The sequence below is a fragment of the Kitasatospora cystarginea genome, from assembly GCF_039533515.1.
In the GTDB taxonomy this organism is placed as follows: Bacteria; Actinomycetota; Actinomycetes; order Streptomycetales; family Streptomycetaceae; genus Kitasatospora; species Kitasatospora cystarginea.
Genome location: NZ_BAAATR010000008.1, coordinates 63,123 through 87,546, shown reverse-complemented (window position 1 = coordinate 87,546; position 24,424 = coordinate 63,123). Strand labels below are relative to the sequence as shown.

At 72.5% G+C, this 24,424-nt stretch carries 20 protein-coding genes; 9 read left to right on the top strand and 11 right to left on the bottom strand.

Translation table 11 applies throughout. The features are described 5' to 3' along the window. Positions 1-282 precede the first annotated feature (282 nt). Positions 283-1,578 (top strand): DUF445 domain-containing protein, encoded by a 1,296-nt coding sequence (locus tag ABD369_RS11700; RefSeq protein ID WP_344636250.1) that lies wholly within the window; start codon positions 283-285, stop codon positions 1,576-1,578. Positions 1,579-1,595: 17 nt separating this feature from the next. Continuing rightward, a complete protein-coding gene (locus ABD369_RS11695; protein ID WP_344636249.1) occupies positions 1,596-2,660 on the top strand; it encodes an adenosine deaminase in 1,065 nt (354 codons plus the stop codon). Here the strand turns inward: ABD369_RS11695 and ABD369_RS11690 are convergent. The 4 genes from ABD369_RS11690 to ABD369_RS11675 form a co-directional block, all read right to left on the bottom strand. Next, positions 2,630-3,322 (bottom strand): YidC/Oxa1 family membrane protein insertase, encoded by a 693-nt coding sequence (locus ABD369_RS11690; RefSeq protein WP_344636248.1) that lies wholly within the window; start codon positions 3,320-3,322, stop codon positions 2,630-2,632. The two genes, ABD369_RS11695 and ABD369_RS11690, sit on opposite strands and share 31 nt — an antisense overlap. Positions 3,323-3,402: 80 nt before the next feature. Further along, positions 3,403-3,696, bottom strand: a complete 294-nt coding sequence (locus ABD369_RS11685) for a DUF6412 domain-containing protein (protein ID WP_344636247.1) — start codon at positions 3,694-3,696, stop codon at positions 3,403-3,405. A 128-nt stretch (positions 3,697-3,824) separates the two neighbouring features. Then, a complete protein-coding gene (locus ABD369_RS11680) occupies positions 3,825-4,898 on the bottom strand; it encodes a Gfo/Idh/MocA family oxidoreductase (protein ID WP_344636246.1) in 1,074 nt (357 codons plus the stop codon). Positions 4,899-5,136: 238 nt separating this feature from the next. Further along, a complete protein-coding gene (locus tag ABD369_RS11675) occupies positions 5,137-6,072 on the bottom strand; it encodes a lytic polysaccharide monooxygenase auxiliary activity family 9 protein (protein WP_344636245.1) in 936 nt (311 codons plus the stop codon). A 415-nt stretch (positions 6,073-6,487) separates the two neighbouring features. On the opposite strand from ABD369_RS11675, the gene ABD369_RS11670 reads away from it, so the two are divergent. The 3 genes from ABD369_RS11670 to ABD369_RS11660 all read left to right on the top strand — a co-directional run bounded on the left by ABD369_RS11670 (position 6,488) and on the right by ABD369_RS11660 (position 9,262). Beyond that, positions 6,488-7,267 carry an HAD-IIA family hydrolase gene (locus ABD369_RS11670; protein ID WP_344636244.1) on the top strand — a complete coding sequence of 260 codons (780 nt, stop codon included), beginning with the start codon at positions 6,488-6,490 and terminating at the stop codon, positions 7,265-7,267. 170 nt (positions 7,268-7,437) lie between these two features. After that, complete coding sequence (locus ABD369_RS11665) at positions 7,438-8,151, top strand: uracil-DNA glycosylase (RefSeq protein ID WP_344636243.1); 714 nt, start codon at positions 7,438-7,440, stop codon at positions 8,149-8,151. Between the two features lie 115 nt (positions 8,152-8,266). Then, positions 8,267-9,262, top strand: coding sequence for a glycoside hydrolase family 6 protein (locus tag ABD369_RS11660; RefSeq protein WP_344636242.1), 996 nt, complete (start codon positions 8,267-8,269; stop codon positions 9,260-9,262). A 58-nt stretch (positions 9,263-9,320) separates the two neighbouring features. On the opposite strand, the gene glxA is transcribed toward ABD369_RS11660, so the two are convergent. Further along, positions 9,321-11,270, bottom strand: a complete 1,950-nt coding sequence (gene glxA / locus ABD369_RS11655; protein WP_344636241.1) for a radical copper oxidase GlxA — start codon at positions 11,268-11,270, stop codon at positions 9,321-9,323. Positions 11,271-11,327: 57 nt separating this feature from the next. Then, positions 11,328-13,133, bottom strand: coding sequence for a glycosyltransferase family 2 protein (locus tag ABD369_RS11650; RefSeq protein ID WP_344636240.1), 1,806 nt, complete (start codon positions 13,131-13,133; stop codon positions 11,328-11,330). Positions 13,134-13,865: 732 nt separating this feature from the next. Here ABD369_RS11650 and ABD369_RS11645 point away from each other — a divergent pair. Continuing rightward, positions 13,866-14,771, top strand: coding sequence for an alpha/beta fold hydrolase (locus ABD369_RS11645; RefSeq protein ID WP_344636239.1), 906 nt, complete (start codon positions 13,866-13,868; stop codon positions 14,769-14,771). Between the two features lie 61 nt (positions 14,772-14,832). Here ABD369_RS11645 and ABD369_RS11640 read toward each other — a convergent pair whose 3' ends face one another. Both ABD369_RS11640 and ABD369_RS11635 read right to left on the bottom strand, forming a co-directional pair. Next, on the bottom strand, positions 14,833-16,095 hold the full coding sequence (locus ABD369_RS11640) for a polysaccharide deacetylase family protein (protein WP_344636238.1): 1,263 nt from the start codon (positions 16,093-16,095) through the stop codon (positions 14,833-14,835). Positions 16,096-16,394: 299 nt separating this feature from the next. After that, entirely contained in the window at positions 16,395-16,988 is a 594-nt protein-coding gene (locus tag ABD369_RS11635) for a DedA family protein (RefSeq protein WP_344636237.1), read from the bottom strand. 608 nt (positions 16,989-17,596) lie between these two features. Between ABD369_RS11635 and ABD369_RS11630 the strand changes: the two genes are divergently transcribed. Next, complete coding sequence (locus ABD369_RS11630) at positions 17,597-18,691, top strand: LLM class flavin-dependent oxidoreductase (protein WP_344636236.1); 1,095 nt, start codon at positions 17,597-17,599, stop codon at positions 18,689-18,691. 24 nt (positions 18,692-18,715) lie between these two features. On the opposite strand, the gene ABD369_RS11625 is transcribed toward ABD369_RS11630, so the two are convergent. Both ABD369_RS11625 and ABD369_RS11620 read right to left on the bottom strand, forming a co-directional pair. Next, positions 18,716-20,794, bottom strand: coding sequence for a putative bifunctional diguanylate cyclase/phosphodiesterase (locus ABD369_RS11625; RefSeq protein ID WP_344636235.1), 2,079 nt, complete (start codon positions 20,792-20,794; stop codon positions 18,716-18,718). Between the two features lie 367 nt (positions 20,795-21,161). Continuing rightward, positions 21,162-21,590, bottom strand: coding sequence for an OsmC family protein (locus tag ABD369_RS11620; RefSeq protein ID WP_344636234.1), 429 nt, complete (start codon positions 21,588-21,590; stop codon positions 21,162-21,164). Between the two features lie 310 nt (positions 21,591-21,900). On the opposite strand from ABD369_RS11620, the gene ABD369_RS11615 reads away from it, so the two are divergent. Together ABD369_RS11615 and lepB are read left to right on the top strand one after the other, a co-directional pair. Further along, positions 21,901-22,245, top strand: a complete 345-nt coding sequence (locus tag ABD369_RS11615; RefSeq protein WP_344636233.1) for a chorismate mutase — start codon at positions 21,901-21,903, stop codon at positions 22,243-22,245. 288 nt (positions 22,246-22,533) lie between these two features. Continuing rightward, the gene (gene lepB / locus ABD369_RS11610; RefSeq protein WP_344636232.1) at positions 22,534-23,277 is read left to right on the top strand and encodes a signal peptidase I; all 744 of its coding nucleotides are present in this window, start codon (positions 22,534-22,536) and stop codon (positions 23,275-23,277) included. Here the strand turns inward: lepB and ABD369_RS11605 are convergent. Next, positions 23,221-24,318, bottom strand: a complete 1,098-nt coding sequence (locus ABD369_RS11605; protein WP_344636231.1) for an EamA family transporter — start codon at positions 24,316-24,318, stop codon at positions 23,221-23,223. The genes lepB and ABD369_RS11605 overlap by 57 nt on opposite strands. Between the last annotated feature and the right edge of the window lie 106 nt (positions 24,319-24,424).

The window sequence follows — 24,424 nt, the reverse complement described above, 5'->3', positions numbered from 1 at the left end:
GACCGGGCCGCCCCAAGGCCGTTGGATCCCTTGTGACTTCACGAGAGGCGACGGCCTCCCGAGGGGCGGTGCGGCCGAGCGCACCACCCGACGTCAGCGTGGTGATCGCGGTCTACAACACCATGCCGTACCTCAGCGCCTGCCTGGACCCGTCGGGCGGCCATCGCCCGTATCCCGCCCGAGCTGCCACGGGGGTCATCCCCCTGAGGGCGTCCCCGGTTTGACCCGGATATCGGCGGGGTGGACGGATCCCCTTCGGGGCCTGCGGGGCAGACTGGACGGGTGAGTGTGGATCAGAGGGTCAGGGCGGCCGCCGGGATCAGCTTCACCGCGGCCGACGAGGAGAAACGCCGGGGCGTCCGGCGGATGAAGACCATCGCGACCGGCCTGCTGGCCTTCGCGACAGCGGTGTTCGGCCTGGCGACCTGGGCCCGGGGCGTGGGCGCGGGCGCCTGGTCCGGGTACGTCGCGGCGGCCGCCGAGGCCGGCATGGTCGGCGCCCTGGCTGACTGGTTCGCGGTAACCGCGCTGTTCCGCCGCCCGTTCGGCCTGCCCATCCCGCACACCGCGATCATCCCCACCAAGAAGGACGCCTTCGGCAAGTCCCTGGGCGACTTCGTCGGCGAGAACTTCCTGTCCGGCCATGTGGTGCGCGAGCGGCTCGCCGTGATCGGGATCGCCCGGCGGCTGGGTGAGTGGCTGGCCGCCCCGGGCAGCGCCGAGCGGGTCACCAAGGAGAGCGCGGCCGCCTTGCGCGGCGTACTCGCGGTGCTGCGCGACGAGGACGTCCAGGCGGTGGTGGCCGAGGCCGTGACCAGACGGGCCGCCGCCACCTCGATCGCGGAACCGGCCGGGCGGCTGCTCGGCAAGGTGGTCTCGGACGGCGGCCACCGGGGGATGGTCGACCTGATCGCCGTCCGCGCGCACGACTGGCTGACCGTGCACCACGAGGAGGTGGTGCAGCGGGTCACCCAGCGGACGCCGCTCTGGACGCCCAAGTTCATCGACCACCAGGTCGGCGAACGGGTCTACAAGGAGCTGATGCGCTTCGTCACCGACATCAGGGACGACCCCGAGCACCCGGCCCGGGGCGCGATCGACAACTTCCTCGCCGACTTCGCCACCGAGCTCCAGCACGACCCCGCGATCATCGCCCGGGTCGAGCGGGCCAAGTCCGACCTGCTCGCCCGCCCCGAGGTGCAGGACCTGATCGCCTCCTCCTGGGCGGCCGTCCGTACCCTGGTCCTGAGCGCCGCCGAGGACGAGCACAGCGAGCTGCGCCGCCGGATAGCGGCCGGGCTGCGCTCCTTCGGACACCGCCTCGCCACCGACGCCAGGCTCCAGGCCAAGACCGACGGCTGGCTCCAGGACGCCGCCCAGTACGTGGTGGAGACCTATCGGAGGGAGATCACCTCGCTGATCTCGGAGACCGTGGCCGGCTGGGACGCCGACGAGGCCTCGCGGAAGATCGAGGCCAACGTGGGCCGGGACCTGCAGTTCATCCGGATCAACGGCACGGTGGTCGGTGCGCTGGCCGGTCTGCTGATCCACACCGTGGCGGTGGCGCTGGGCGGTTAGCATGCAGGATCGAACCAATGCGCGAAGAGGAGTGTCCGGTGGTCGAGGGCAAGAGCGGGATCGAGGCGTTCATCGCCGGCATGCCGAAGGCGGAACTGCACGTGCACCACGTCGGTTCGGCCTCGCCCCGGGTGGTCGCGGAACTGGCCACCCGCCACGCGGGGAAGACCAAGGTGCCGACCGACCCGGCGGCGCTCGCCGAGTACTTCACCTTCACCGACTTCGCGCACTTCATCGAGGTCTACCTGAGCGTGGTCGACCTGATCAGGGACGCCGAGGACGTCCGGGCGCTGACCTACGGCGTGGCCGAGGACATGGCCCGCCAGCAGATCCGCTACGCCGAGCTGACCGTCACCCCCTACTCCTCCACCAACCGCGGCATCCCGGACGTCGCCTTCATGGAGGCGATCGAGGACGCCCGGATCACCGCCGAACGCGACCTCGGCGTGGTACTGCGCTGGTGCTTCGACATCCCCGGCGAGGCCGGACTGGCGAGCGCCGAGGAGACCGCCCGGATGGCCGTCGAGCTGGCACCCGAGGGCCTGGTCAGCTTCGGGCTCGGCGGACCGGAGATCGGCGTGCCGCGCCCGCAGTTCAAGCCCTACTTCGACCGGGCCCGGGCGGCCGGCCTGCACAGCGTCCCGCACGCCGGTGAGACCACCGGACCGCAGACGGTCTGGGACGCCATCCGGGTGCTGGGCGCCGAGCGGATCGGCCACGGCACCCAGGCGGTCAAGGACCCGGCGCTGCTGGACCACCTCGGCGAGCACCGCATCCCGCTGGAGGTCTGCCCGACCTCCAACATCGCCACCCGGGCCGTCGATCGGATGGAGGACCACCCGATCAGGCAGATGGTCGACGCGGGCCTGCTCGTCACGGTCAACAGCGACGACCCGCCGATGTTCGGCACCGACCTCAACACCGAGTACGCGGTCGCCGCCCGCCTGCTCGGCTTGGACGAGGCCGGTGTCGCCGCCCTCGCCCGGAACGCCGTCGAGGCGTCCTTCCTGGACGGGAGCGGCAAGGCCCGGCTGGCCGCCGAGATCGACGACTACCTCGCGGGCTGGACCGCCAGGGGCTGACGGGGCCGGCTGCCTCGGTGCAGCCAGGCGCGCTCGGCGACGCTCCACGCGGTGGTGGTGAGCAGGTAGATCCCCGCCGCGAGCGGGACCAGCGCGGCGAACAGCACGGTGCCGAACGAGAGATACGGCATCAGCGCCGCACCGGGCGCCGTCGGATCCGTCACCGACCGCCGGGCGCTCCGGAAGGACAGGAAGCCGACACCGGCCAGGGCCGCGTACAGCAGGCCGAAGACCAGCAACTGGCCCTGGCCGTGCGCGGCGCCCACGTGCAGCCCGAGCGGAACGCCGAACACCGTGTGGTGCAGCAGGTCATCGGGTGTGGTGAACAGCCGGTACATCACCGAGAAGAAGGGGGCCTGTGCCAGGGCCGGCAGGCAGCCCGCGACCGGTGAAACCCGCTCCGCGCGGTACAGCTCGGCCAGCGCGGACTGCAGCTTCTCCGGCTGCGCGGCGTGCTTGCGCCGCAGTTCGGCGATCCTGGGGGCGAGCCGCGCCTGCGCCTTGTGGCCGCGCGCGGCGGCCCGGGCCAACGGGTGCAGCGCGAGGCGTACGCAGAGGGTGAAGACGACGACCGCGAGCGCGGTCGGCAGGAACGCGGCCAGGGCCGCGACGGCGTCGTGGGCCAGGTGTACGGCAGGGTCGAGCAACGCGAAGACGGACATGGTGGTGCGAGCCCTCCGGGGTCTCGTGGGATGAGATGTCGGCGGAGGGCGGCCGCGCGGGCCGTTGTCTGGAGCGGGAGTTACGCGGCCGCCAGGGCCGCACCCGGTGCCCTGGGGCGACGGCGGCCCCGGGCGTCCGGATCACGCTGCGGGAGGAAGGCCGTCGTGAACGCGCGCCTGCGCAGCGCGCCGGAGCGGACCAGCACCGGGGCGCTCGCCCCGAGCAGGCGGCCGGTGGCCAGCACGGCACCGGCGACACCGGCCAGCAGCACCAGAGTGGCGGCGGCCGCGACGGCCGTCAGGGGCGCGGGCCCGAGCAGCAGATCACCCGTCAACACCCGGAGCAGGCCGAGCAGTACGGCGACGAACGGCACGGCGACCTCCTTCGGGGCTGGGACGGCGTTCAGCGCGATCGTACGGGAAGGGCGGGGGCGCGGGGAACCGGGTACGAGGCCGGGCACGTCCGCGGCCGTGTGATCGCCGCGGTTCCCCGCACCCGCCGCTACGGCAGCCGGACGACGTTGCCCGTGGCGGCGGAGGCGCGGGCGGCCTCCAGGACGGCCAGGGTGGTGACGGCGTCCCGGGGGTCGACCGGCGGCGGGGTGCCGTCGGCGAGGGAGGCGGCGACGCCGGCGTAGTAGGCGGGGTAGTCACCCGGGTCGGTGGGGATCGGGGCGGAGGACTCGTCGGTGCCGAGGGTGCCGTACGCGGCGGGGTCGTCCGCGCCCCAGGCCCCACCGTCGTCGGGTCGCCGGCCCGCCCGCAGATCGGTCTCCTGCGGGTCCATACCGAACTTGACGTACCCGGCCGTGTCGCCGAGCACCCGCAGCCGCGGACCGGCGAGCGGGGCCAGCGCACTGGTCCACAGGTGCGAGCGGACGCCGGATGCGTGGGTGAGGGCGAGGAAGGCGTCGTCGTCCACCACCGCGCCGTCCCGCCGGACGTCGATCTCCGCGTACACCGTGTCGATCGGGCCGAACAGGGTGAGGGCCTGGTCCACCAGGTGGCTGCCCAGGTCGTACAGGGTGCCGCCGGCCTCGGCCGGGTCGGCCAGTTCGCGCCAGCCCGCCTTGGGCTTCGGGCGGAACCGCTCGAACCGGGACTCGAAGCGGTGCACCCGGCCCAGCGCGCCCGACTCCACCAGCCGGCGGGCAGTGCGGAAGTCACCGTCCCAGCGGCGGTTCTGGAACACCGAGAGCAGCACCCCGGTCCGGTCCGACAGCTCGCAGAGTTCGCGAGCCTCGGCGGCGGTGGCGGCCAGCGGCTTGTCAACCACGGTCGGCAGGCCGGCCTCCAGCGCGGTCCGGGCCAGCGGGACATGGGTGCGGTTGGGCGAGGCGATCACCACCAGGTCGATCCGGTCCGCCTCGGCGAGCAACTGCTCGGGGGTGTCCAGCGGACGGGCACCCGGGTGCTCCTGCCGCAGCTGGTCCCGGCGCTCGGGGTTGGCGGTGACCACCGCTTCCAGCCGCAGGCCGGGGGTGGCGGCGATCAGTGGGGCGTGGAAGGCGGAGCCGGCCAGACCGTAGCCGATCAGACCGACGCGGAACGGGGGGTGCGACGTGCTGCTGCTCATGCCCCCTACTCAATCACGCGCCCCTCCTGCCGCGGTCTCAGGCAGCGCCCGCCGTCCGTCGCATGGCAGCCGGGCACGCGTCCGCCGGTCCGGGACTCGGCCGCGCCCGGGGCGGGGCAGGGTCCGCGGACCGGCGGAGCGGTCGAACCCGGGTACCGGGCGCGCCGGGGAGGGGGGATCGTGGGCGCGGGCCGGTACCCGGGGGTCGGAGGTGAACCGCCCGGTCGGCGCGGGCGGTTCAGCGGGCGCGCGCTGCCGCGGCGCGGCGACGACGGCCCAGGTGGAGGACGGTGCCGCCGGCCAGCAGGAAGGAGGCCCCGACGGCGGCCATCATGCCGGTCGCCCGGCCGGTGCCGGTCTCGGCGAGCTGCGCGCCGGCGGGCCGGGCGGGGGACTGCGCGGGTACGGCGGCCCGGGCCGGTACGGCGGCGGCCGCCGCGGGCTCGGCCGAACCGTGCTGCGCGGCGTCGTGCACGTGCCGCACACCGCTGTCCGAGGCCGGGACGGCCGCCGTGCCGGCGGTGCTGCCCGAGCCGTCGAAGACCACGTCCGAGCAGGAGTAGAAGGCCTCCGGGCTGTCCGAGCGCTGCCAGATCGCGTAGATCAGCTGACGGCCCTTCTTGCCCGCCGGGACCTTGCCGGGCAGCACGTACTGGCCGTCCGCCAGCTTCGGGTCGGTGATCGTCAGGAAGGGCTTGGACTCCAGGTCGGACCAGCTCAGTGGCCGGGACGGGTCGTAGCCGCTGTTGGTGATGAAGAGCTGGAAGGTGCCCCGGTGCGGTGCGGTGGCACGGAACCGGAAGGTGAAGTCGGCGCCCGAGGTGAGGTTGGTCGCCGGCCAGTCGGCACGCGGCAGGTCGAGACCCGCGAACTCGTTGTCGCCCGCGCTGCACAGGCGGCCGTCCGGGATCAGCTGCCGGTGCCGCCCGGCGGCGTTGCCGATCCGTACGCCGTTCCAGTCGTACATGGCCTGGGTGCCGCCGAGCGCGATGGCGGCCTTGCAGGCGTTTGACTTCGGGTGCTCGGGGCCTTCCAGGTAGCAGCCTTCGACCCGGCTGAGCGGGTTCTGCATCGAGCCGTGCGCGTACGCGGCGCCGGAGCCGAGGGCGCCGGCCAGGGTGCAGCCGGCCAGCGTGAGGGCGGCGGCGGTGGCGGTGGTGCGGCGGACGGACATGGCGGGGGACGCTCCTTCGGGTGGGACGGGACTGCGGGGCTCGGGGAGCCCGGCGTGCTTGGTCGCGACGCACCTTCGGCGGTGCACGAGCGGCGGGGGAACGCTCTGTGTCCGTACGCTATCCGTGCCGCACACGGGAGTTGACGCGGAATCAGTGCGCTTAGGGGTGGCTTAAGCCTCCGTTGAGGCAGCGGGGTGCCGGCCGGGCCGGGTGAAGGCTTCGGATACGGCGGGTGGACAGTGGGGTCCGGCAGGCGGGACGCGCTTCAGTCGGGCATGCGTGCGGATTAGGCTTGAGCCGTTGGGGCAGCCAGTAACACCCCCGATCGCCGGCTGTGCCCGGGCGGTCGGGTTCGCAGTTCCGTACGGCCGGATGACGTCCGTACCACCACGCACGACCTCTGGAGACATGCACGTGGCAGACCGCAAGCCCATCGAGTCCTGGCTGACCGACATGGACGGCGTCCTCATCCACGAAGGCACGCCGATCCCGGGCGCGGAGGAGTTCCTCCGGCGTCTGCGCGAGTCCGGCAAGCCGTTCCTGGTGCTGACCAACAACTCGATCTACACCCCTCGCGACCTCAGCGCCCGGCTCGCCGGGATGGGCCTGGAGGTGCCGGAGGAGTGCATCTGGACCTCCGCGCTGGCGACCGCGAAGTTCCTCAAGGGCCAGCGGCCCGGCGGCACCGCGTACGTCATCGGCGAGGCCGGACTGACCACCGCGCTGTACCAGGCCGGCTATGTGCTGACCGACAACAACCCCGACTACGTGGTGCTCGGCGAGACCCGCACCTACAGCTTCGAGGCGCTCACCAAGGCGATCCGGCTGATAAATGCGGGCGCCCGGTTCATCTGCACCAACCCGGACGAGACCGGCCCGTCCACCGAGGGCGTGCTGCCGGCCACCGGCTCGGTCGCAGCGCTGATCACCAAGGCGACCGGGGTGGAGCCGTACTTCGTGGGCAAGCCCAACCCGCTGATGATGCGGGAGGCGCTGAACACCGCCGGTGCGCACTCGGAGAGTACGGCGATGATCGGCGACCGGATGGACACCGACATCGTGTCGGGCATGGAGGCCGGTCTGGAGACCATTCTGGTGCTCACCGGTCTCACGGCCGCGGAGGATGTCGAGCGGTTCCCGTACCGGCCGGGCCGGGTGGTCGCCTCGGTCGCGGACCTGATCGAACTGATCTGACCGGGCGGATCCTTGTCCTTGCGCCGGCCTCCGGCCGGGGTGTTCCACCGTGAGCTCCCTCGCGCCCCGGGCGGCTTCCCGCCCGGGGCGGGCGTTGTCGGTGGGTCTGTGTAGCGTTCTCGGTGCAAGTGGACGTGCGGTCCGGGCGCGGCCCGGTGGGAGGTTGAGTCGTGACGGAGCTGGCTGAGGTGGCCGTGGGCACGGAATTCGAGGTGCCGGAGTCCTGGCACGAGGCGCTGGCGGGGGAGCTGGAGAAGCCGTACTTCGCGGAGCTGGCGAAGTTCGTGGCGCAGCAGCGGGCCGAGCACCAGGTCTTCCCGCCGAGCGGTCAGGAGTTCTCGGCGCTGGAGGCCACGCCCTACCAGGACGTCCGCGTCCTGGTGCTCGGTCAGGACCCGTACCACGACGACGGCCAGGCGCACGGCATGAGCTTCTCGGTGCTGCCCGGCACCAAGACCCCGCCCTCGTTGCGGAACATCTTCAAGGAGCTGCACGCCGACCTCGGCGTTCCGGCGCCGGACAACGGCTATCTGATGCACTGGGCCGAGCAGGGCGTGCTGCTGCTCAACGCGGTGCTGACGGTCCGCGCCCACGAGGCCAACTCGCACAAGGGCAAGGGCTGGGAGAAGTTCACCGACGCGGTGATCAAGGCGGTCAGCGACCGTGAGCAGCCCTGTGTCTTCGTGCTCTGGGGCAACTACGCCAAGAAGAAGCTGCCGCTGATCGACACCTCGCGGCACGTGGTGGTGCAGGGGGCGCACCCGTCGCCGCTGTCGGCCAAGCTGTTCTTCGGCAGCCGTCCGTTCTCGCAGATCAACGAGGCGCTGGCGGGCTTCGGTTCGGAGCCGATCGACTGGCGGGTGCCGGACCTCGCGTCCGCCTGACGCCGCCGCTCGACAACCCCGACCCCCGCTCGCCGCACACTTGTCGGCGATAGCGCCCCGGTCGGCACCGGCTGTGCGAAGCTGGTGCCGACCGCGAAGGTGGGGAGGGGCAGTCGTGGGGCGCCTGGGGTGGCGAGTGGTTGCGGCGGCCGCACTGGCGGCGCTGTCGGCGGGTGCGGTGGCCGGGTGCGGCGATGTGGCGTCGGGGGGCGCGAAGCCGGCCGCCGGTCCCGGCAGGCTGCTCGGGCAGCAGCCGGGGCAGGCCTTCTACGTCTCCGACCAGAGCTCCGCCGCAATGGAGTTGGCGAAGGTCAAGGGCTCGGACGCGAAGACCCTGACCAGGATCGCCGACCAGCCCTCCGCGCTCTGGCTCGGTGGCCAGGACGCCCGGACCGAGGCCGAGGAGCTGACGATCAAGGCCGCCGCGGCCAGCCGTACCGCCCTGATCGTCGCGTACGACATACCGCACCGCGACTGCGGGCAGTTCTCGGCCGGCGGCGCCGCCGACGCGGCCGCCTACCGGGACTGGATCGCCGCCCTCGCCGCCGGCCTGGCCGACCGGGCCGCCTGGGTGATCCTGGAGCCGGACGCCGTGGCACACACCCTGGACGGCTGCGGGGTGACGGCGGCGGCCGCCGCCGAGCGCTACGACCTGCTGGCGTACGCAGTAGGCGAGTTGAAGAAGCACTCCAAGGTCCGGGTGTACCTGGACGCGGGCAACGCGGGCTGGCTCAAGGACCAGGACCGGCTCGCCGACGCGCTGCGCCGCTCCGGGATCGCCGAGGCCGACGGCTTCTCCGTCAACGTCTCCAACTTCTACACCACCGAGCAGAGTTCGGAGTACGGCGACAAGCTGTCCGGACTGCTCGGCGGCAAGCACTACGTGATCGACACCAGCCGCAACGGCAACGGCCCGCTCGGGGACCGCGACTGGTGCAATCCGGCCGGGCGGGCACTGGGCGAGACGCCGACCACCGGGACCGGGCGGCCGGGGGTGGACGCCTACCTCTGGATCAAGAACCCGGGCGAGTCCGACGGCGACTGCGGCCGGGGCGAGCCCAGGGCAGGCGAGTTCTGGCTCCCGTACGCCCTGGGGCTGGCCCGCAGCTGACCGGGCGGCGGCCGGTCCCAGGGAAGCGGACTGCCCCCGAACCGGCCGCCGTCGAAGGTCAGTCGGTGACCTGGATCCAGCGCGCCACCGAGGGCGTCCCGTTGTGGTCGGTGGCGAAGAGCATGTACCAGCCCGGCGGCAGCAGGTCGGGGTTGCGCGGCAGCGAGAGGGTCATCCCGGTGGCGCCGCGTCCGGTGATGTCCAGGGCGACCGAGCGCTGCTCGACGTCGGTGGCGTGGGTGACCGAGCTCGGCCGGATCAGCTTGGCGGTGGCGATCTGATCCGGGGCCGGGGTGGCCACGGTGATCTCGCTGCCGAGGCTCGCCCGGCCGGGCGCGGCGGTGATCTCGGGCCGCTGCCCGTGGTACAGGTACGCCGGGGAGTAGATCTCGATCCGCTGCTCGAACTCGGCCGGCTGGGTGTCGGCCTTGTCGGCGAACAGCGGGTTGGAGCCGAGCACGACCACCCGGCCGTCGGGGAGCAGCAGGGCCTCGGAGTGGTAGTCCCGGCCGACGGTCGGCGCGGCGGCGGTGCTGAAGGTGTTGCTGTCGGGGTGGTACGTCTGCGCCTTCAGCAGGTCGCTGCGGTGCTTGCCGCGGTAGTCGCTGGAGCCGCCGGTGGTGAAGACGGTGTCGTCGGGCAGGATCACGCTGTTGAGGTAGCGGGTGCCGCCGGCGGGAAGGTCCGGGCCGGGGACGAAGCGCGGCTCGGCTGCGCCCAGGTCGGCGATGCCGGTCCGGGCGGTGGAGGCCGGGGACTCGCCGACCCCGCCGCCGCCCAGCACCATCACCTTCTGCGACTGGGCGGGCGGCAGCAGCACCGAGGAGGAGGTCTCCAGCTGGTCCGGGTCGCGCAGGCCGTCGACGGTCTGGAAGCTGTTGTTCTTCAGGTCCCACAGACCGGGGGTGCGGCCCTTGTCGGCCGGGCCGTAGCCCGCGTTGGAACCGGAGTAGAAGAGCTTGCCGGAGGCGGTAAGGAAGAGCGACGGGTAGGTCGGGAAGTACCGGTCGGGGGCCTTGGACCAGGTGCGGGTCGCCGGGTCGAACAGCTCGTTGTCGTTGCCGCTGAGGATCTGGCCGGTGTCGTCCAGGCCGGAGACCGTGACGACCTTGCCGTCGCCGAGCCCGGTGAGGGTCGGGTACCAGCGGGCGTACGCCATGTCCGGGACCTGCTCGTAGAGTTCGGTGTCCGGGTTGAACTCGTAGGCGCTGCGGATGCCCTGGAAGTCCTGCTTGTCCAGGGTCATCTTGCCGCCCATGCCGTAGAGGTTGCGGGCGTCGGCGCCGGTGAGGCCCTTGATCCGGTACTGGGTCGGGTTCTGGTCGACGTAGGAGCCGCCCTCGGCGACGGCCTCGACGAAGACCTGCCGCTCCCCGGCGGTGACGGTGACTTCGGTCCGGCCGTCCGCGGTCCTGGCGACCGTCTTGGTGGCGGCGGGGACGGTGACCGGGGCGGTGGAGGCGTAGTCGCGGCCGCCCGGGCCGGTGAAGACGGTGCCCTTGGGGAAGGTGCGCGGGGCGTCCGGGTTCTCGTTGCGCACCCGCATGGTGCCGGCGGCCTTCTTGACCGCGCCGTCCAGCTGTTCGTAGCGCAGGGTGCCGCCGGCCACCAGGACCCGGCCGTCGGGGAGCGAGGTGTGTCCGCCGCAGAACATGTCCACGGGGGTGGGTATCAGTTTGTAGGTGCTCTTCACCGGGTCCCAGAGCAGGGTCTTGAAGGTGCCGGCGTCGAAGGCCTGCTGGTCGTTGCCGGAGCCCGCGACGATCAGGATCTTCCCGGTGCGCAGCAGGGTGGCGTGGATCGCGTCGACCCGGAACCGGGTGGGCAGTTCGAGGGTCTGCCAGTGGCCGTACTCGGCCTTGTAGCCGGGCTGGTTGATGACGTACTGGTGGTACTGGTCCCCGGCGAAGCCGAGGACGGCCGGCGCGTTCATGCCGGCGACGACGAGCGCGACGGTGCTGCCCAGCGCGTAGCGCCTGGTCCGGCCGCCGGTGTGGCGGATCTTCATGACGGGTCCCCCCAGGGGAGCTGGTGCGGGTGGTGTGAACGGGCGGAAGGCGCCGGATCAGGCGCGGTCGCGGCGGCGCAGCCGGTCGTACGCCCGGATGAGCATCGGCAGCAGGCTGAAGAACAGCGCGATGCAGGCCCACGTCCGCATGGCGACGTGGTCGTGGCCGGTGAAGAAGGAGGCGGCCACCGAGCCGCCGAAGACCAGCACCCAGAACAGGTGGATGCGGAAGGTGGCCGCCCGGTCGGGGCTGGCGGAGTCGCCCTTCGGGGTGACCACGAAGCGGCTTCTGCGGCGCAGCGCGGCCTGCAGCAGCGAGGCGGCGTAGACGGGCCCGCAGAGCGCGGACATCACCATCCCGGCGACCCCGGAGGACCCGGCCGGTTCGTGCGGGCTGACGTTGTGCTTGCGGTTCCAGGTGTAGAGCAGCACCTGGAGGGCGGCGGCGTCGCTGTAGAGCATCATCCAGATCTCGGAGGAGACGTGCACACCCGAGGCCCCGAAGCCGAGGTAGAGCACGCTGGAGAGGCCGCCGAGCAGCCAGGTGAGCGCCGCCATCGGGTAGAAGCACACCATCAGCGTGTAGTTGAGCAGCCGGCCGGGCGACAGCCGCCAGGCGGCCCGCCAGTACTGGGTGAGGATGGTCTCGTAGGTGCCGCGGCTCCAGCGCAGCTGTTGCGAGAAGAAGTCCGTCCAGGAGGACGGCCCCTCGCCGACGGCCAGCACGTCCGGGGTGTAGACCGACTTCCACCGCGCGCCGGTCGCGGGGTTGCGCCGGCGGTGGAACTCCAGGCCGGTCGCCATGTCCTCGGTGATCGAGTCGTAGAGCCCGCCGATGGACCGCAGGGCCTTGAGCCGTACGGCGTTGTTGGTGCCGACGAACATCGGTGCGCCGTAACGGTTCCCGGCCCGCTGGATCAGCGCGTGGAAGAGGAACTGCTGGCTCTCGGAGAACCTGGTGACGGCCGACGGCGAGCTGCCGTAGTTCCCGTACACCTGCGGGCCGACCACGAACGCGACGTCCGGGTCGCGGAAGTAGCCGAGCATCCGCTCGCAGAAGTCGGGCAGCGGGACGTGGTCGGTGTCCACCGAGACCCAGAAGTCGTAGTCCTCGCCGTGCTCGTCGAGCCAGCTGTTGTAGTTGCCGTGCTTGGTGCGGGCGCGGAAGCGCCCCTTAGGCTGGTTCCACCGCCCGATGCCGTGGCGGCTGAAGTGGTGCACCCCCAACTCGGCGCACAGACTTCGCATTTCGGCATCGTCGCCCTCGTCCAGCAGCCAGACGTCGTAGGGGCCGTCGTGCCGGACGGCGAGTGCGGCGGTCAGGGTCGCCCGGACCGTCTCCGGCGGCTCCTTGCCCGGCACACAGGTGGTGAGGAACGCGACCCGGGTGCCGGTCTGCGCAGCCACCGGGACCGGATCGCGGGCGACGAGGGTGGCGTGCGCGTTGGAGACCACGTTGACCAGCCGGAAGGCCTCGATCAGGGCGATGATCACGATCATCACCTTGTCGGCGGCCGGCAGCCACGGCTGGGTCTCGCCCGGCCGCAGCGGCCAGTGCCCCGGCAGCAGCAGCCAGACCAGCAGGACCGCCTCGACCACGGGCGCGGCGATCAGCAGCAGGGCGGCGCGGATCCGGTGCGGCTCCTCGCTCAGCAGACTGCGGTACTGGACCTGGTACGGCGTCCCGGCGGGCGGCTCGGTCAGCGGGCCGGCGAGGCGGCTGAAGCGCTCGTAGTCGTACGGCGGTTCGATGCGGCCGATCGACCCGGATGAACGGTGGTGTTCCTGGAGTGTCTGGTGAGGCGTGTGGGTCCGGGTGTGCTCCGGTATCGGTGGTTGCGGGTATGCCTCGGTCGTCGGCATGGCGGTGACTCCCCCCGAGGGCCGTGCTGTCGCGGCCCTGTTGCTGCCCCTGAACTAGGTGCCGGCGAGTCCCCCCGGACTCGCCGTCTGGAGCTGCGGTCTCCAGATCGAAGCACGTCTGGCGAACCGCCGAGGCCGCGACGGCTGAAGGGCCGTCACCGCTTCGGCTCGGAACGAGCGCGCCACCCCGCCGGAGGCATGGCCCCGGTGGCCGGTGCTGATTCGGAGTTGTGGCGAATCGGCTTGTCGCCGCAGCCGAGGAGTGGATGTGGTTCGGCGGCTCGTGACTACCTGTCAACTCTCCTCAGTGCCAAGAGTGATCGCAACCAATCCTGGAAGCGACCTTGCCCTGGGAGTGAAGATCTGGCGGAATCGGTACGCTTCGCGGCTGATCGGTGCTAGTGGCGGGCAACCGGGACCGGCCGTGACGCATCGGGGCGGCGGCCGGTGGCACCGGGGGCACGGGAGGCGTCGGGAGCGTCGTGGGGACGACCGGGGGCAGTACGCGCCCGGCGAGGGCTCGGGACCTCGTCCGGTGTGTGCCCGGCGGCCACCTCGACGGTCCAACGGACCGCAACGCCGTACGGGCCACCGGGTATGGCTGACGAACACACAGCCGCTGTCGCCGAAGCGGTGTCCTGCCACATACTGCGGCAGACCGGCCCCGCCTACGGTTCCGGCCAGACCCGCAGCACTCCAGGACCCCGACCGACCCCGGAAGGTGTGTACCGCGTGAGCCCCGAGACCCCCGCACCCGAAGAACTGACCGTCGCCGTGCCCGGCGGAGACCTGGCCGTGGTCCGGTGGCCGGCCACCGTGCCCGGCGCGCCGACCGTGGTGGCGGCCCACGGCACCACCGCCAACGCCCTGGCCTGGGGGCAGGTGGCCCGTCAGCTCGCCGGCCGGGCCACTCTGATCGCCCCCGACCTGCGCGGCCGGGCCGCCAGCCGGACGGTCCGCGCGCCCTACGGTATCGCCCGGCACGCCGACGACCTGTCCGAGCTGATCGGCGCCCTGGGCTTGGGCCGGGTCAGGCTGGCGGGGCACTCGATGGGCGCCTGGGTGGCCGCGCTGACCGCCCTCCGGCACCCGGCGCTGGTGGAACGGCTGCTCCTGGTGGACGGCGCGGTCAGCTTCCCGCTGCCCGTCGGCGCCGACCCGGACGAGGTGATGGCCGCCGTGCTCGGCCCGTCCCTCGCCCGGCTGTCGACGACCTTCCCCGACCGGGAGGCCTACCGCGGCTTCTGGCGCGGCCTGCCGGCCTTCGCCGCCGAGTGGACGGCCGAGAGCGACGCCTTCGCTCAGCGGGACCTGGTCGGTGCGGAGCCCGAACTGCGTTCCTCATGCGTGCCGGAAGCCATCCGGGAGGACAGCCGCCAGGTCATGCTCGACGCCGATGTGACCACCGCGATCCACCGGGTCTCCTGCCCCGTCCGGCTGCTCTGGGCGGAACGCGGGCTGCAGGACGAGCCCCAGGGCCTCTACGACCAGACCCGGCTCGAAGCCGCGGCACTCGATCTGGCCGAGGTCTCGGTCTCGCCGGTCCCGGGGACCAACCACTACACGATCCTGATGGGCCAGGACGGGGCGGCGGTGGTGGCCGAGCATTTGCTGGCGGAGGACGAACCGCGCGGCTGACGCGCGGACCGTACGCGCGGGTTCCGCTTCGCCTGCGCCCGGCGGGCTCAGCCCGCGCCGCTCACCCGGCCGAGCCCAGGAAACTCTCCCAGCCGCCCGCGGGCTCCTTCCCGACGCCCAGCGTCCGCAGCTTGCGCAGGGTGGACTCGTCCTGGACCTCCAGCCACTCCACCAGCTGGCGGAAGGAGACCAGCCGGACCTCGGGCTTGCCCGCGATCGCCTTCAGGGTCTCCTCGACGGCGTCCATGTAGATGCCGCCGTTCCACTGCTCGAAGTGGTTGCCGATGAAGAACGGCGCCCGGTTGGTGGTGTAGGCGCGGTTGAAGCCGGCCAGGTACGCGCCCTTGGCCTGGTCGCGCCACTCGTCGTACTTGCCCGGGTCGCCCTTGGTGCTGCCGCTGGACTGGTTGGCCAGGATGTTGTAGTCCATCGACAACACCTGGAAGCCGTGCCCGGGGAAGGGTATGCCCTGCAGGGGGAAGTCCCATATCTTCCCGCCCTGGACCTTCTGCGGCCAGATCTGCTGGCCGCCGGGCGAACTGGCGTCGTACTTCCAGCCCAGCTTGGCGGCGGTCGGCAGCAGCGCCTGCTGACCCTCCAGGCACGGGGTGCGGCCGCCGATCAGCTCCTTGCGGTAGTCGAAGGGCAGCGGATCGACGTCGGTGAAGCCGGTGTTGGTGCGCCACTGGGTCACGAACGAGACGGCCTGCTCGATCTCGCTCTCCCAGTCCTCCGGGCTCCACTTGTTGACCCCGTTGCCGTCCGGCCGGCTGGAACAGAAGTGCCCGTTGAAGTGGGTGCCTATCTCGTGCCCGGCCAGCCATGCCTGGGTGACCAGCTTCAGCGTGTTCTTCACCGCCCCGTCCGACAGGTACGGGATGTCGGAGGCGCCGACCGAGTGCTTCGGCGGGTGGTAGAGGCTCGACTTGCCCTTCGGCAGCGCGTAGATGCCGGAGAGGAAGAAGGTCATGGAGGCCTTGTGCTCCTCGGCCAGCTTGAGGAACCGGGGGAACTGCCCGTCGTCGGTGCCGCCGGCGCCGTCCCAGGAGAACACCACGAACTGCGGCGGACGCTCACCCGGCCCCAGCTTCTCCGGCTTCGGCTGGCCCGGCTGGGCCCCGGTGTCGGAGGTCGAACCATCCCCGATCGGCGTGGCCTTGACCGCGGGAGCGCTCGGCTTGCCGCTTCCACCACCGCTCCCGCCGTCCCCGGAGCCCTTCGCGTCCGAGGCGGGGCCGCTGCCACTCGAACAGGCTGTCACGGCTCCCAGCGCCGCGGTGGCGGCCGCGGCGCTCAGCATGGCCCTGCGCGAGATGGTGCTCATGGTCTCCCCTGCCGGTTGGCGTCCGAGCCCAGAACAAAGTCCGGAGGCCCCGGCGAGGGCATCCGGACGTCCAGGAGAAAACGGACATAGCTGACTATTACCTCTTCAGGATGTCATAGGTACAGACCACCATCCAAGGGGCTCTACCTACTACCGGTCATTACGCAGCGGCGGCCCGGGCGGATCCGGCCACGGGGTCACTGTTGCCGTCCTGAGACACTTCGCCCGCCCCGCCGGGCGGGCATCGGTGCAGGTGGGGGCTGGTGAGGATGATGTGAAGCGGGAGGTGGCGGCGGGTGTCAGACCGACTGCCGGCGGTGCCGGCGGATCATCCGGGCCACGGTGGAGCTGATCGCGGTCGCCGCGCAGCAGGAGACGGCCAGGCTGAGCCAGGCGGTGTCGAACCAGTGACTGTTGAGCCAGCCCAGTGTGACGATGTACCCGGCCCAGACCACCGCGGCCAGCGCCGACCAGCGCAGGAAGCCGCGGGACTGGCCGGGGGAGTGTCCCACGGCGAGATCGAGGACCGTGCGTCCGGCCGGCACGAAACGGGCGATGATCACCATGGCGGCCGCGGCGCGCCTGCTCCGGCCGGACAGGTTCTGCCGGACGCGCTCGACACTGGCCGCCAGCTGCGGCTTGCCCGCCAGTCGGCGGTCCACCAGCGGTGCGCCCCGGCGGGCCAGCGACAGCAGCAGAAGATCACCGAGGAAGGATGCCAGCGCCACGCCGAGCGCCAGGAGCACCGGGGCGCCCGCGACCTGCGAAGTCCTGAGTACGGCCAGGATCACCAGCGTGCCGCTCGGCAGGAAGGGGAGCAGTGCGTCGCCGAGGACGGCGCAGAGTGCCAGGACGCATATCCAGGCAGGGCCGATCAGCGCTATGGCACCCAAGGTCGTTCTCCCTCCAGACCGCCCGGAGGAACAGGTGGCTGCGAGGGACAACGCTAACGCTTCGACACTTCATGCCTTGAAGCGCCCCGGCGTGGGCGGGATCACAGGCGGGTGGGGCGTCCTGGGTCGGAACTTCCGCGGCCGGACATTGGGAGAGCCCCCGGAGCGGGGTGCCGCTCCGGGGGCTCGTCGGGGTCAGGCGGAACTGGTCCAGCCCGCCTGCCTTGCCGATGGGTGAGACCCGACTGCTCGAACCTCACTGACCAGTAGGTTGCCCGAACCCGGACCGCTCGCGCGACCCGTTCGCCTGGCGAGTTCCTGCGTTGGCGAAAAGCCGCCATCTGGACCCGCGGCCCTCCGGCCCGAGGGGCTGGTCCGAGCTCCGCGCCTCGAGGTGGCGAGGTTCGCCGGAGCAACGGGAAGGCGGTGCGGTGAACGGATGTTGACGATGCCTCATGCCACGCGCCCCCGCGAGTCGGGCGCAGCGCCGACAGAAGCGGTTCCCGTGGCCGGGACGGTCGCGGGAACAGCCGGAGCCGCACCCGGGTTGACCCCGCAGGCGGGAGCGGAGCCCCGCAGCCGATCAGGTCGAGCAGGAGGAGCGAGGCATGGCCATCGAGGACGAGCAGGCGACCGGCGCGGCACAAGGCGGCGGGCAAGCACGCCCCGACCTGATCCGCGGCGTGGCCCGCGGCGCCGCACCCGCACCGCTGTCCATCCTCGACCTGGCGACGGTCGGGGAGGGCTACACACCCGGTGAGGCGCTGGCGGCCACCACCGAACTCGCCCGCACCGCCGAGAGCCTGGGCTACCACCGCTTCTGGGTGGCCGAGCACCACGGCATGCCGGGGGTCGCCAGCTCCACACCGGCCGTCCTGCTCGCCCACCTGGGCGCGCACACCCGTACGCTGCGGCTCGGCTCGGGCGGTGTCATGCTCCCCAACCACGCCCCGCTCGCCATCGCCGAGCAGTTCGGCCTGCTGGAGGCCCTCCACCCGGGCCGGGTGGACCTCGGCCTCGGCCGGGCCCCCGGCACCGATCCGGCCACGGTCCGCGCGCTGCGCCGCGGCATCACCGAGGACCCCGAGGACTTCCCCCGCCAGCTGTCCGAGCTCACCCACTTCCTGGACGGCGACTTCCCGGACGGCCACCCCTACGCGCGGCTGACCGCGGTGCCCAGGAGCCAGACCCGCCCGCCGGTCTGGCTGCTGGGCTCGTCCGGCTTCAGCGCCCGGCTGGCGGGCCGGCTCGGCCTGCCCTTCGCCTTCGCCCACCACTTCAGTGCCGCCAACACCGTCCCCGCGCTGGACCTCTACCGCTCCACCTTCCGGCCGTCCGCCGTACTGGACGAGCCCTACGCGCTGATCGGCGTCGGCGCGGTGGCCGCCGACAGCACGGCCGAGGCCCGGCGCCTGGCGATGTCGGGGGCGCTGGCCATGCTGCGGCTGCGGCGCGGCACACCGGGTCTCGTCCCGACCCCCGAGCAGGCGGCCTCCCACCCCTACAGCCAGGCCGAGGCGGACTTCCTCGACAGCTGGCTCGGCAACGTCGTCCTCGGCTCGCCCGGCGAGGTGGCCGACGGCCTGGAGGCCCTGCGCAAGCGGACCGGCGCGGACGAACTCATGGTCACCTCGAACATCCACGGCCACGAGGCCCGGATCCGCTCGTACGCCCTGATCGCGGAGGCATACGGCCTCGGCTGATCGGCGCCGCCCCGGCCGGGACGCTCAACCGGCCTTCCTGGCGCGGAGCATGGCGGCGACCCGTTCCGCCTCACCGGGCTTGGCGAAGTACCAGCCCTGGGCCGTGTCACAGCCGGTGAGGCGGAGCCGTTCGGCCTGCGAGGCGTTCTCGATGCCCTCCGCCGTCACCGTCAGCCCGAGGGCGTGGGCGAGCTGCACCATCGCGCCGACGATCTGCTCGTCCGCGTCGGCGCGCCGGAACCGGTTGTCCGGGCGCCCGCCCGGGGCCGGGTCGCGGAAGCCCTCGATGAAGCTGCCGTCCAGCTTCAGCACGTGGACCGGGAGCCGGGAGAGGTAGGCGAGGTTGGAGTAGCCCGTCCCGAAGTCGTCGATGGCGATCCGGACGCCCATGTCGGCCAGCGCCTGGAGCGCCTGCACCGGGCGGCCCCCCGGCCCGAGCACGGCGCTCTCGGTGATCTCCAGCTGCAGCAGCCGGGGCGGCAGCCCGGTGTGCTCCAGCACCTGGGCGACATCGGCCACCACATCGGAGTCCCAGATCTGGCGGGCCGCCAGATTGACGCTCACGAAGGTCTCGGTGTCCGGGAACTCCGCCATCCACTGCCGGGCCTGCCGGCAGGACTCCTCCAGCACCCACTTGCCCAGCGGCACGATCGCGCCGGACTCCTCGGCCAGCGGGATGAACCGGTCCGGCGAGAGCGTCCCGTACCGGGGGTGGCGCCAGCGGACCAGCGCCTCCGCGCCGTGCACCGCACCGTCCGCCAGCCCGACCAGGGGCTGGTACTCGACGGTGAACTCGCCGCGCTCCAGGGCCGGGCGCAGCGCGGTGGCCAGGCGCTGCCGGGTGAGCTGGTGGGCGCCGCGGTCGGGGTCGTAGAGGGTCCACCTGGCCCGGCCGTCCGCCTTGGACCAGTACAGGGTGGCGTCGGCGTCCTTCAGCAGGTCGGCCGGGGTGGTCTCCTGCACGGGCCGCTCCACCACGCCCACACTGGCGGTGACCACCAGCTGCTGCCCGGCGATGTCGAAGGGCTGCTCGAGCGCGGCGATCAGTTCGCCGGCCAGCCTGGTCAGCTGCTCACTGCTGGAGCTGTCGGCGACCAGGAGGGCGAACTCGTCACCGCCGAGCCGGGCCACCAGGCTGTCGTTGTCCCGGGAGAAGCCGCGTTCCAGGCGGGCGGCGACCGCGACCAGCAGCTGGTCGCCGACGTGGTGCCCCAGGGTCTCGTTGATGGCCGCGAAGCCGTCCAGGTCCACGTAGCACAGCCCGACCCGGCGGGTGGGGCGGCCGCCGCCCGGCGTGGCCGCCGGCGTCGTGGCGGCGGGCACGGTCACCGTCGCGGTGGCCGCCCCGGCGGCGGGGCCCCCGAGCGCGAGCGCCTCGGTGCTGAGGGTCACCGGTGCGGACCCGGCCGGCTTTCCGGTCTCGGCGCCGGCCGCCGGGGCGCCCGTCGACGTCTCGTCACCGGCAGGCATGAAGGCGGCGTTGAGGCGCTCGAAGAACAGGGTCCGGTTCGGGAGCCTGGTGAGCGGGTCGTGCAGGGCCTGGTACGCCAGGCGGTCGCCGAGCAGGCGCTGCTCGGTGACGTCCTCGACCATGGCCAGCGTGTAGAGCGGGCGGCCCGATCCGTCGCGGATCAGTGAGATCGTCACATTGCTCCACACGGCCCGGCCGTCGCGGTGCTTGAGCCGCTTCTCCACCCGCAGCCGGTCGCGTTCGCCGCGCACCAGCTCCAGGTAGTGCTGACGGTCGGTCTCCTCCGGGTCGATGATGTCGTGGATGTGGGTGCGGACGAGGTCCGGCAGCTCGCGGCCGATCATCGCCGCGAACGCGGGGTTCGCCTCGATGATCCGGTCCTCGGCGTCGATCAGCGCCATGCCGATCCCGGCGTCGGCGAACGCGGCCCGGAACCGGGACTCGCTGGCCCGCAGGGCGGCGAGCAGCTCCCTCGTGGTGCCGCCCAGCGGGGCCGAGCAGGTGGGGCAGTATACGCACGACTGCTCGTCGGAGCGGGTGGGGAGGCGGTGGGCCTCGTGCCGCTGGTACCTGGTGTCGGCGCCCTCGGCGGTGGCGGTCTGGGCGGGGTGGCACAGTTCCGCGTGCCGCACGCGCTGGCGGTATGCGTCGGCCCCCTCGTTCCGGCCCGGCACGGCTTGCTCCCGTCCGCTGCTGACGCTGATTCCGGCCGGCTCTCCGCACCCGCGGTGGCCGGCATCCCGCACTGTCGAGGCCCCCGGAACTCGGTTCAAGAGCGCTTGCTTGTGGCGCTCGGCGGAGAACGGGGCACTGCCGCTGATCATAGGCCGCGCACGGATCCGGCGGCGACCGCCGGCAGGGTGATTCGTCGGACGCGCCCCGGCCCGGGAACAGGCGGCGGCACCCGTTCGGACACGTGCCGCGCCCCCGGGACACGTCACGGGACGCGGACCGGGGGCGCCTGACGCGCTGTCGCGCGGAAGGGAAGGAAAGGAGGTGTCAGCCCGCCAGCTTGGCGGTCAGGGTGATGGTGGTGCCGGCCAGGGCCTTGCTGACCGGGCAGTTGGCCTTGGCGTCCTCGGCGGCCTTGACGAAGTCCGCCTCGTCGAGCCCGGGTACGCGCCCGGTCACGGTGAGGTGGATGCCGGTGATGCCGGTGCCGGGCTGGAAGGTCACGTCGGCCTGGGTGTCGAGCTTGACGGGCGGCGTACCGGCGCCGGTCAGGCCGTGCGAGAGCGCCATCGAGAAGCAGGAGGAGTGCGCGGCGGCGATGAGCTCCTCGGGGCTGGTCTTGCCGTTCGCCTGCTCCGCACGGGACGCCCAGGAGACCGGGTACTCGCCGATGCCGGAGGAGGCGAGGGTCACCAGCCCCTTGCCGTCGAGCAGGTTGCCTTCCCAAGCGGTGCGTGCGGTGCGGATGGTTGCCACGATCAGGTACCTCCTGTGCTGGGGGAACTGCTGGGTCGTCACGTCCGGCCGTGCGGTGCGGTGGTGGTGCGGCGTGGTGCGCCGTCAAGCCTACGGGGCCGCGGGCGGCGCAGGGCCGAAGGAGCGGAGCGCGTCCTCGGACCGCCCGGCAACAGGGAGCGCGGCGTGCTGTCCGGATGGTGGACGGATGTCCGGAATACCACGGATGGGCCAGTCCTCTCCTGTTAGATTTGCGAAGGCTCGGGGAGGTCCAGCAGGAACGTGGGCCGCCCGGGCGCCGTTCACGCAGCCAGCCTCCGGAGCCGCCCCGATGACTGATCAGCCCACCCAGCCCGCGAACTCTGCCGCCGCGTCCCTCGAAGCGATCGACGAGGCCGTGCGGGCGGAACTGACCAGTCTGCGCGAGAGCATCGACAACATCGACGCGGCCGTGGTCCACATGCTGGCCGAGCGGTTCAAGGCGACCCAGCGGGTCGGGCGGCTCAAGGCCGAGCACAAGCTTCCGCCAGCCGACCCGGAGCGTGAGCGGGACCAGATCACCCGGCTGCGCGCCCTGGCGGCGGGCGCCCACCTGGACCCGGTGTTCGCCGAGAAGTTCCTGAACTTCATCATCGCCGAGGTCATCCGCCACCACGAGGCGATCGCCCGCGCCTGAGCCCTGCAGGGCCGGTCGGACGGGTCCGGCCGGGAGGGCCGCGGGCCCGTCCAGGGCCGGCCGCGTGAGCGCCGGCTAAAGGCCTGATTTCCCGCCGCTTCCCGGACGGCGTTAGCGTGCTGTCTTCCCCCACTCCCCTGGAGGTGGTCCGGCGGTGGCACGCACACCACGGCAGAGCAAGGCCTGGAGTACCGGGCGGCGGCACGGGCGCGAGGACGCGCGGTGCCGTGCGCGCGGCGGCGGTGTGCCGCCGGTGCGATCGCGGTCGGCTTGCGGGCGGTCCGGCCGGTGAGCGCGGGAGCACAGGCGGCCGCTGCTGCCCCGCAGGACGGCCGGTCCGCCGAGGAGGGCCGTCGGCTCCGCCCGGTGCGCCGTACCCGCCCGCCGCGCCGGCGCTGGCCGTGGTGGGTGGAGCTGCCGGTGATGGTGGTGGTGGGCCTGCTGGTGGCGCTGCTGGTGAAGACCTGCCTGTTCCAGGTGTTCACCATCCCTTCGGGTTCGATGGAGAACACGCTGCGGATCGGCGACCGGGTGGCCGTCAACAAGGCGGTGTCCCTCTTCGGGTGGAAACCGAAGCCGGGTGAGCCGGTGGTGTTCAAGGACCCGGGCGGCTGGCTGCCCGCGCAGACCACTGACACCGGCCTGACCTCCGGCGCGGTCGGGGACGCTCTCAGCTTCGTCGGCCTGCTGCCGCCCAAGGGCGACAAGTACCTGGTCAAGCGCGTGATCGCGACCGGCGGGCAGACCGTCCAGTGCAACGGCTCGACGCTGCGGGTGGACGGCAGGCCGGTGTCGGAGCCCTACCTGCACCCCGGCAACGACTCCTGTGAGGGGCTGGACTTCGGTCCGGTGACGGTGCCCAGCGGCTACGTCTGGGTCGAGGGCGACCACCGCAGCGACTCCTCCGACTCCCGGTACCACCAGGAGGGGCCGGGCGGCGGTGCGGTGCCGGTGGCCGACGTGGTCGGCCCGGCGTCAGCGGTGATCTGGCCGCTCGGCCACGCCGACTGGTTCGGCTGGACCGGCAACTGACGCTGACACCAGCGGGGCGCCGCCGAATGCCGCCGTCTCGCCCGTGCGGTCCCCGGCCGGAGCGACGGCGGGGCTGTCGGCCTCGACGGCCTCGACGGCCTCGGCGGTCTCCAGAGAGGCCGGCTTGCTGGTCTGCGCGGCGAAGGCGCCGACCAGTACCAGCAGCCCGCCCACCAGCTGCGGGGTGCCGAGCCGCTCGCCGAGCAGCACCCACGCGGCCACCGTCGCGACCACGGCCTCCAGATTGGCCACCACCCCGGCGACCGGCGGGGACAGGTGCTGCACCGAGGCGACCCCGGTCAGGTAGGCGATCACGGTCGCGACCAGGATCATCCAGGCCGCGGGCAGCAGGGCGGGCAGGCTGAACCCGTTCATGACCACCCGTCCGCCCAGGACGCCCCAGTCGGCCTCCCAGGGCCGGGTGACCGCGGTCAGCACGATGGCGCCGATCAGCAGTCCGTACGCGCTGACCGCCATCGGGTCGACCGGGCGGTCGCCCTCGCGGCCGGCGTCCGCGAGCACGAAGTAGCCGACCTGGCAGCAGGCCGCGGCCAGGCCGAACAGCACGCCGAGCGCGTCGAAGGCCAGGCCGTTCCAGACCTGCACCACGCAGGCCAGGCCGGCCACCGCGACTCCGGCACCGATCATGGCGGCCCGGGTGACCGGCCGGCGCTGGACGTACTTGACGTACCCGAGCAGCAGCAGCGGCCCCAGGTACTCGATCAGCAGGGCCACCCCGACCGGGATCCGGGATATCGCGGCGAAGTAGCACGCCTGCACGCCGGCCACGGCGAGCAGGCCGAAGCCCACCAGCAGGCCGGGGCGCTCCCGGAGGGAGCGCCGGTGCCGGTAGGCGAGCGGGAGCAGGACGAGTGCGGCGCCGGTGACCCGGAGCCAGACCACGTGCACCGGTGACAGGCCCGCCTCGATCAGCGGCTTGGCGGCCGTGCCGGAGCCGCCGAAGGAGAGCGCGGAGACCAGTGCGAGCGGGAGCCCGAGCCTTCTGGCTGTGGCACCGCCGGCGGACGTAGAGCTGTACACCGGGGCATTGTGTCAGCTCGTGGCGACCTTTGTAAGGTGCCATCTCGCCTTTTGGTCCTGCTCTCGGGTGGTTCCTGTACCGGTTGTCGCTTGCCGGTTCAGGGGC

Excerpts from the sequence above, each read along its gene's own strand:
- ABD369_RS11615 (WP_344636233.1), top strand. The coding sequence starts at position 21,901 with ATGACTGATCAGCCCACCCAGCCCGCGAACTCTGCCGCCGCGTCCCTC.
- ABD369_RS11650 (WP_344636240.1), bottom strand. The coding sequence starts at position 13,133 with ATGCCGACGACCGAGGCATACCCGCAACCACCGATACCGGAGCACACC.
- ABD369_RS11630 (WP_344636236.1), top strand. The coding sequence starts at position 17,597 with ATGGCCATCGAGGACGAGCAGGCGACCGGCGCGGCACAAGGCGGCGGG.
- glxA (WP_344636241.1), bottom strand. The coding sequence starts at position 11,270 with ATGAAGATCCGCCACACCGGCGGCCGGACCAGGCGCTACGCGCTGGGC.
- ABD369_RS11695 (WP_344636249.1), top strand. The coding sequence starts at position 1,596 with ATGCGCGAAGAGGAGTGTCCGGTGGTCGAGGGCAAGAGCGGGATCGAG.
- ABD369_RS11675 (WP_344636245.1), bottom strand. The coding sequence starts at position 6,072 with ATGTCCGTCCGCCGCACCACCGCCACCGCCGCCGCCCTCACGCTGGCC.
- ABD369_RS11690 (WP_344636248.1), bottom strand. The coding sequence starts at position 3,322 with ATGTCCGTCTTCGCGTTGCTCGACCCTGCCGTACACCTGGCCCACGAC.
- ABD369_RS11640 (WP_344636238.1), bottom strand. The coding sequence starts at position 16,095 with ATGAGCACCATCTCGCGCAGGGCCATGCTGAGCGCCGCGGCCGCCACC.
- ABD369_RS11680 (WP_344636246.1), bottom strand. The coding sequence starts at position 4,898 with ATGAGCAGCAGCACGTCGCACCCCCCGTTCCGCGTCGGTCTGATCGGC.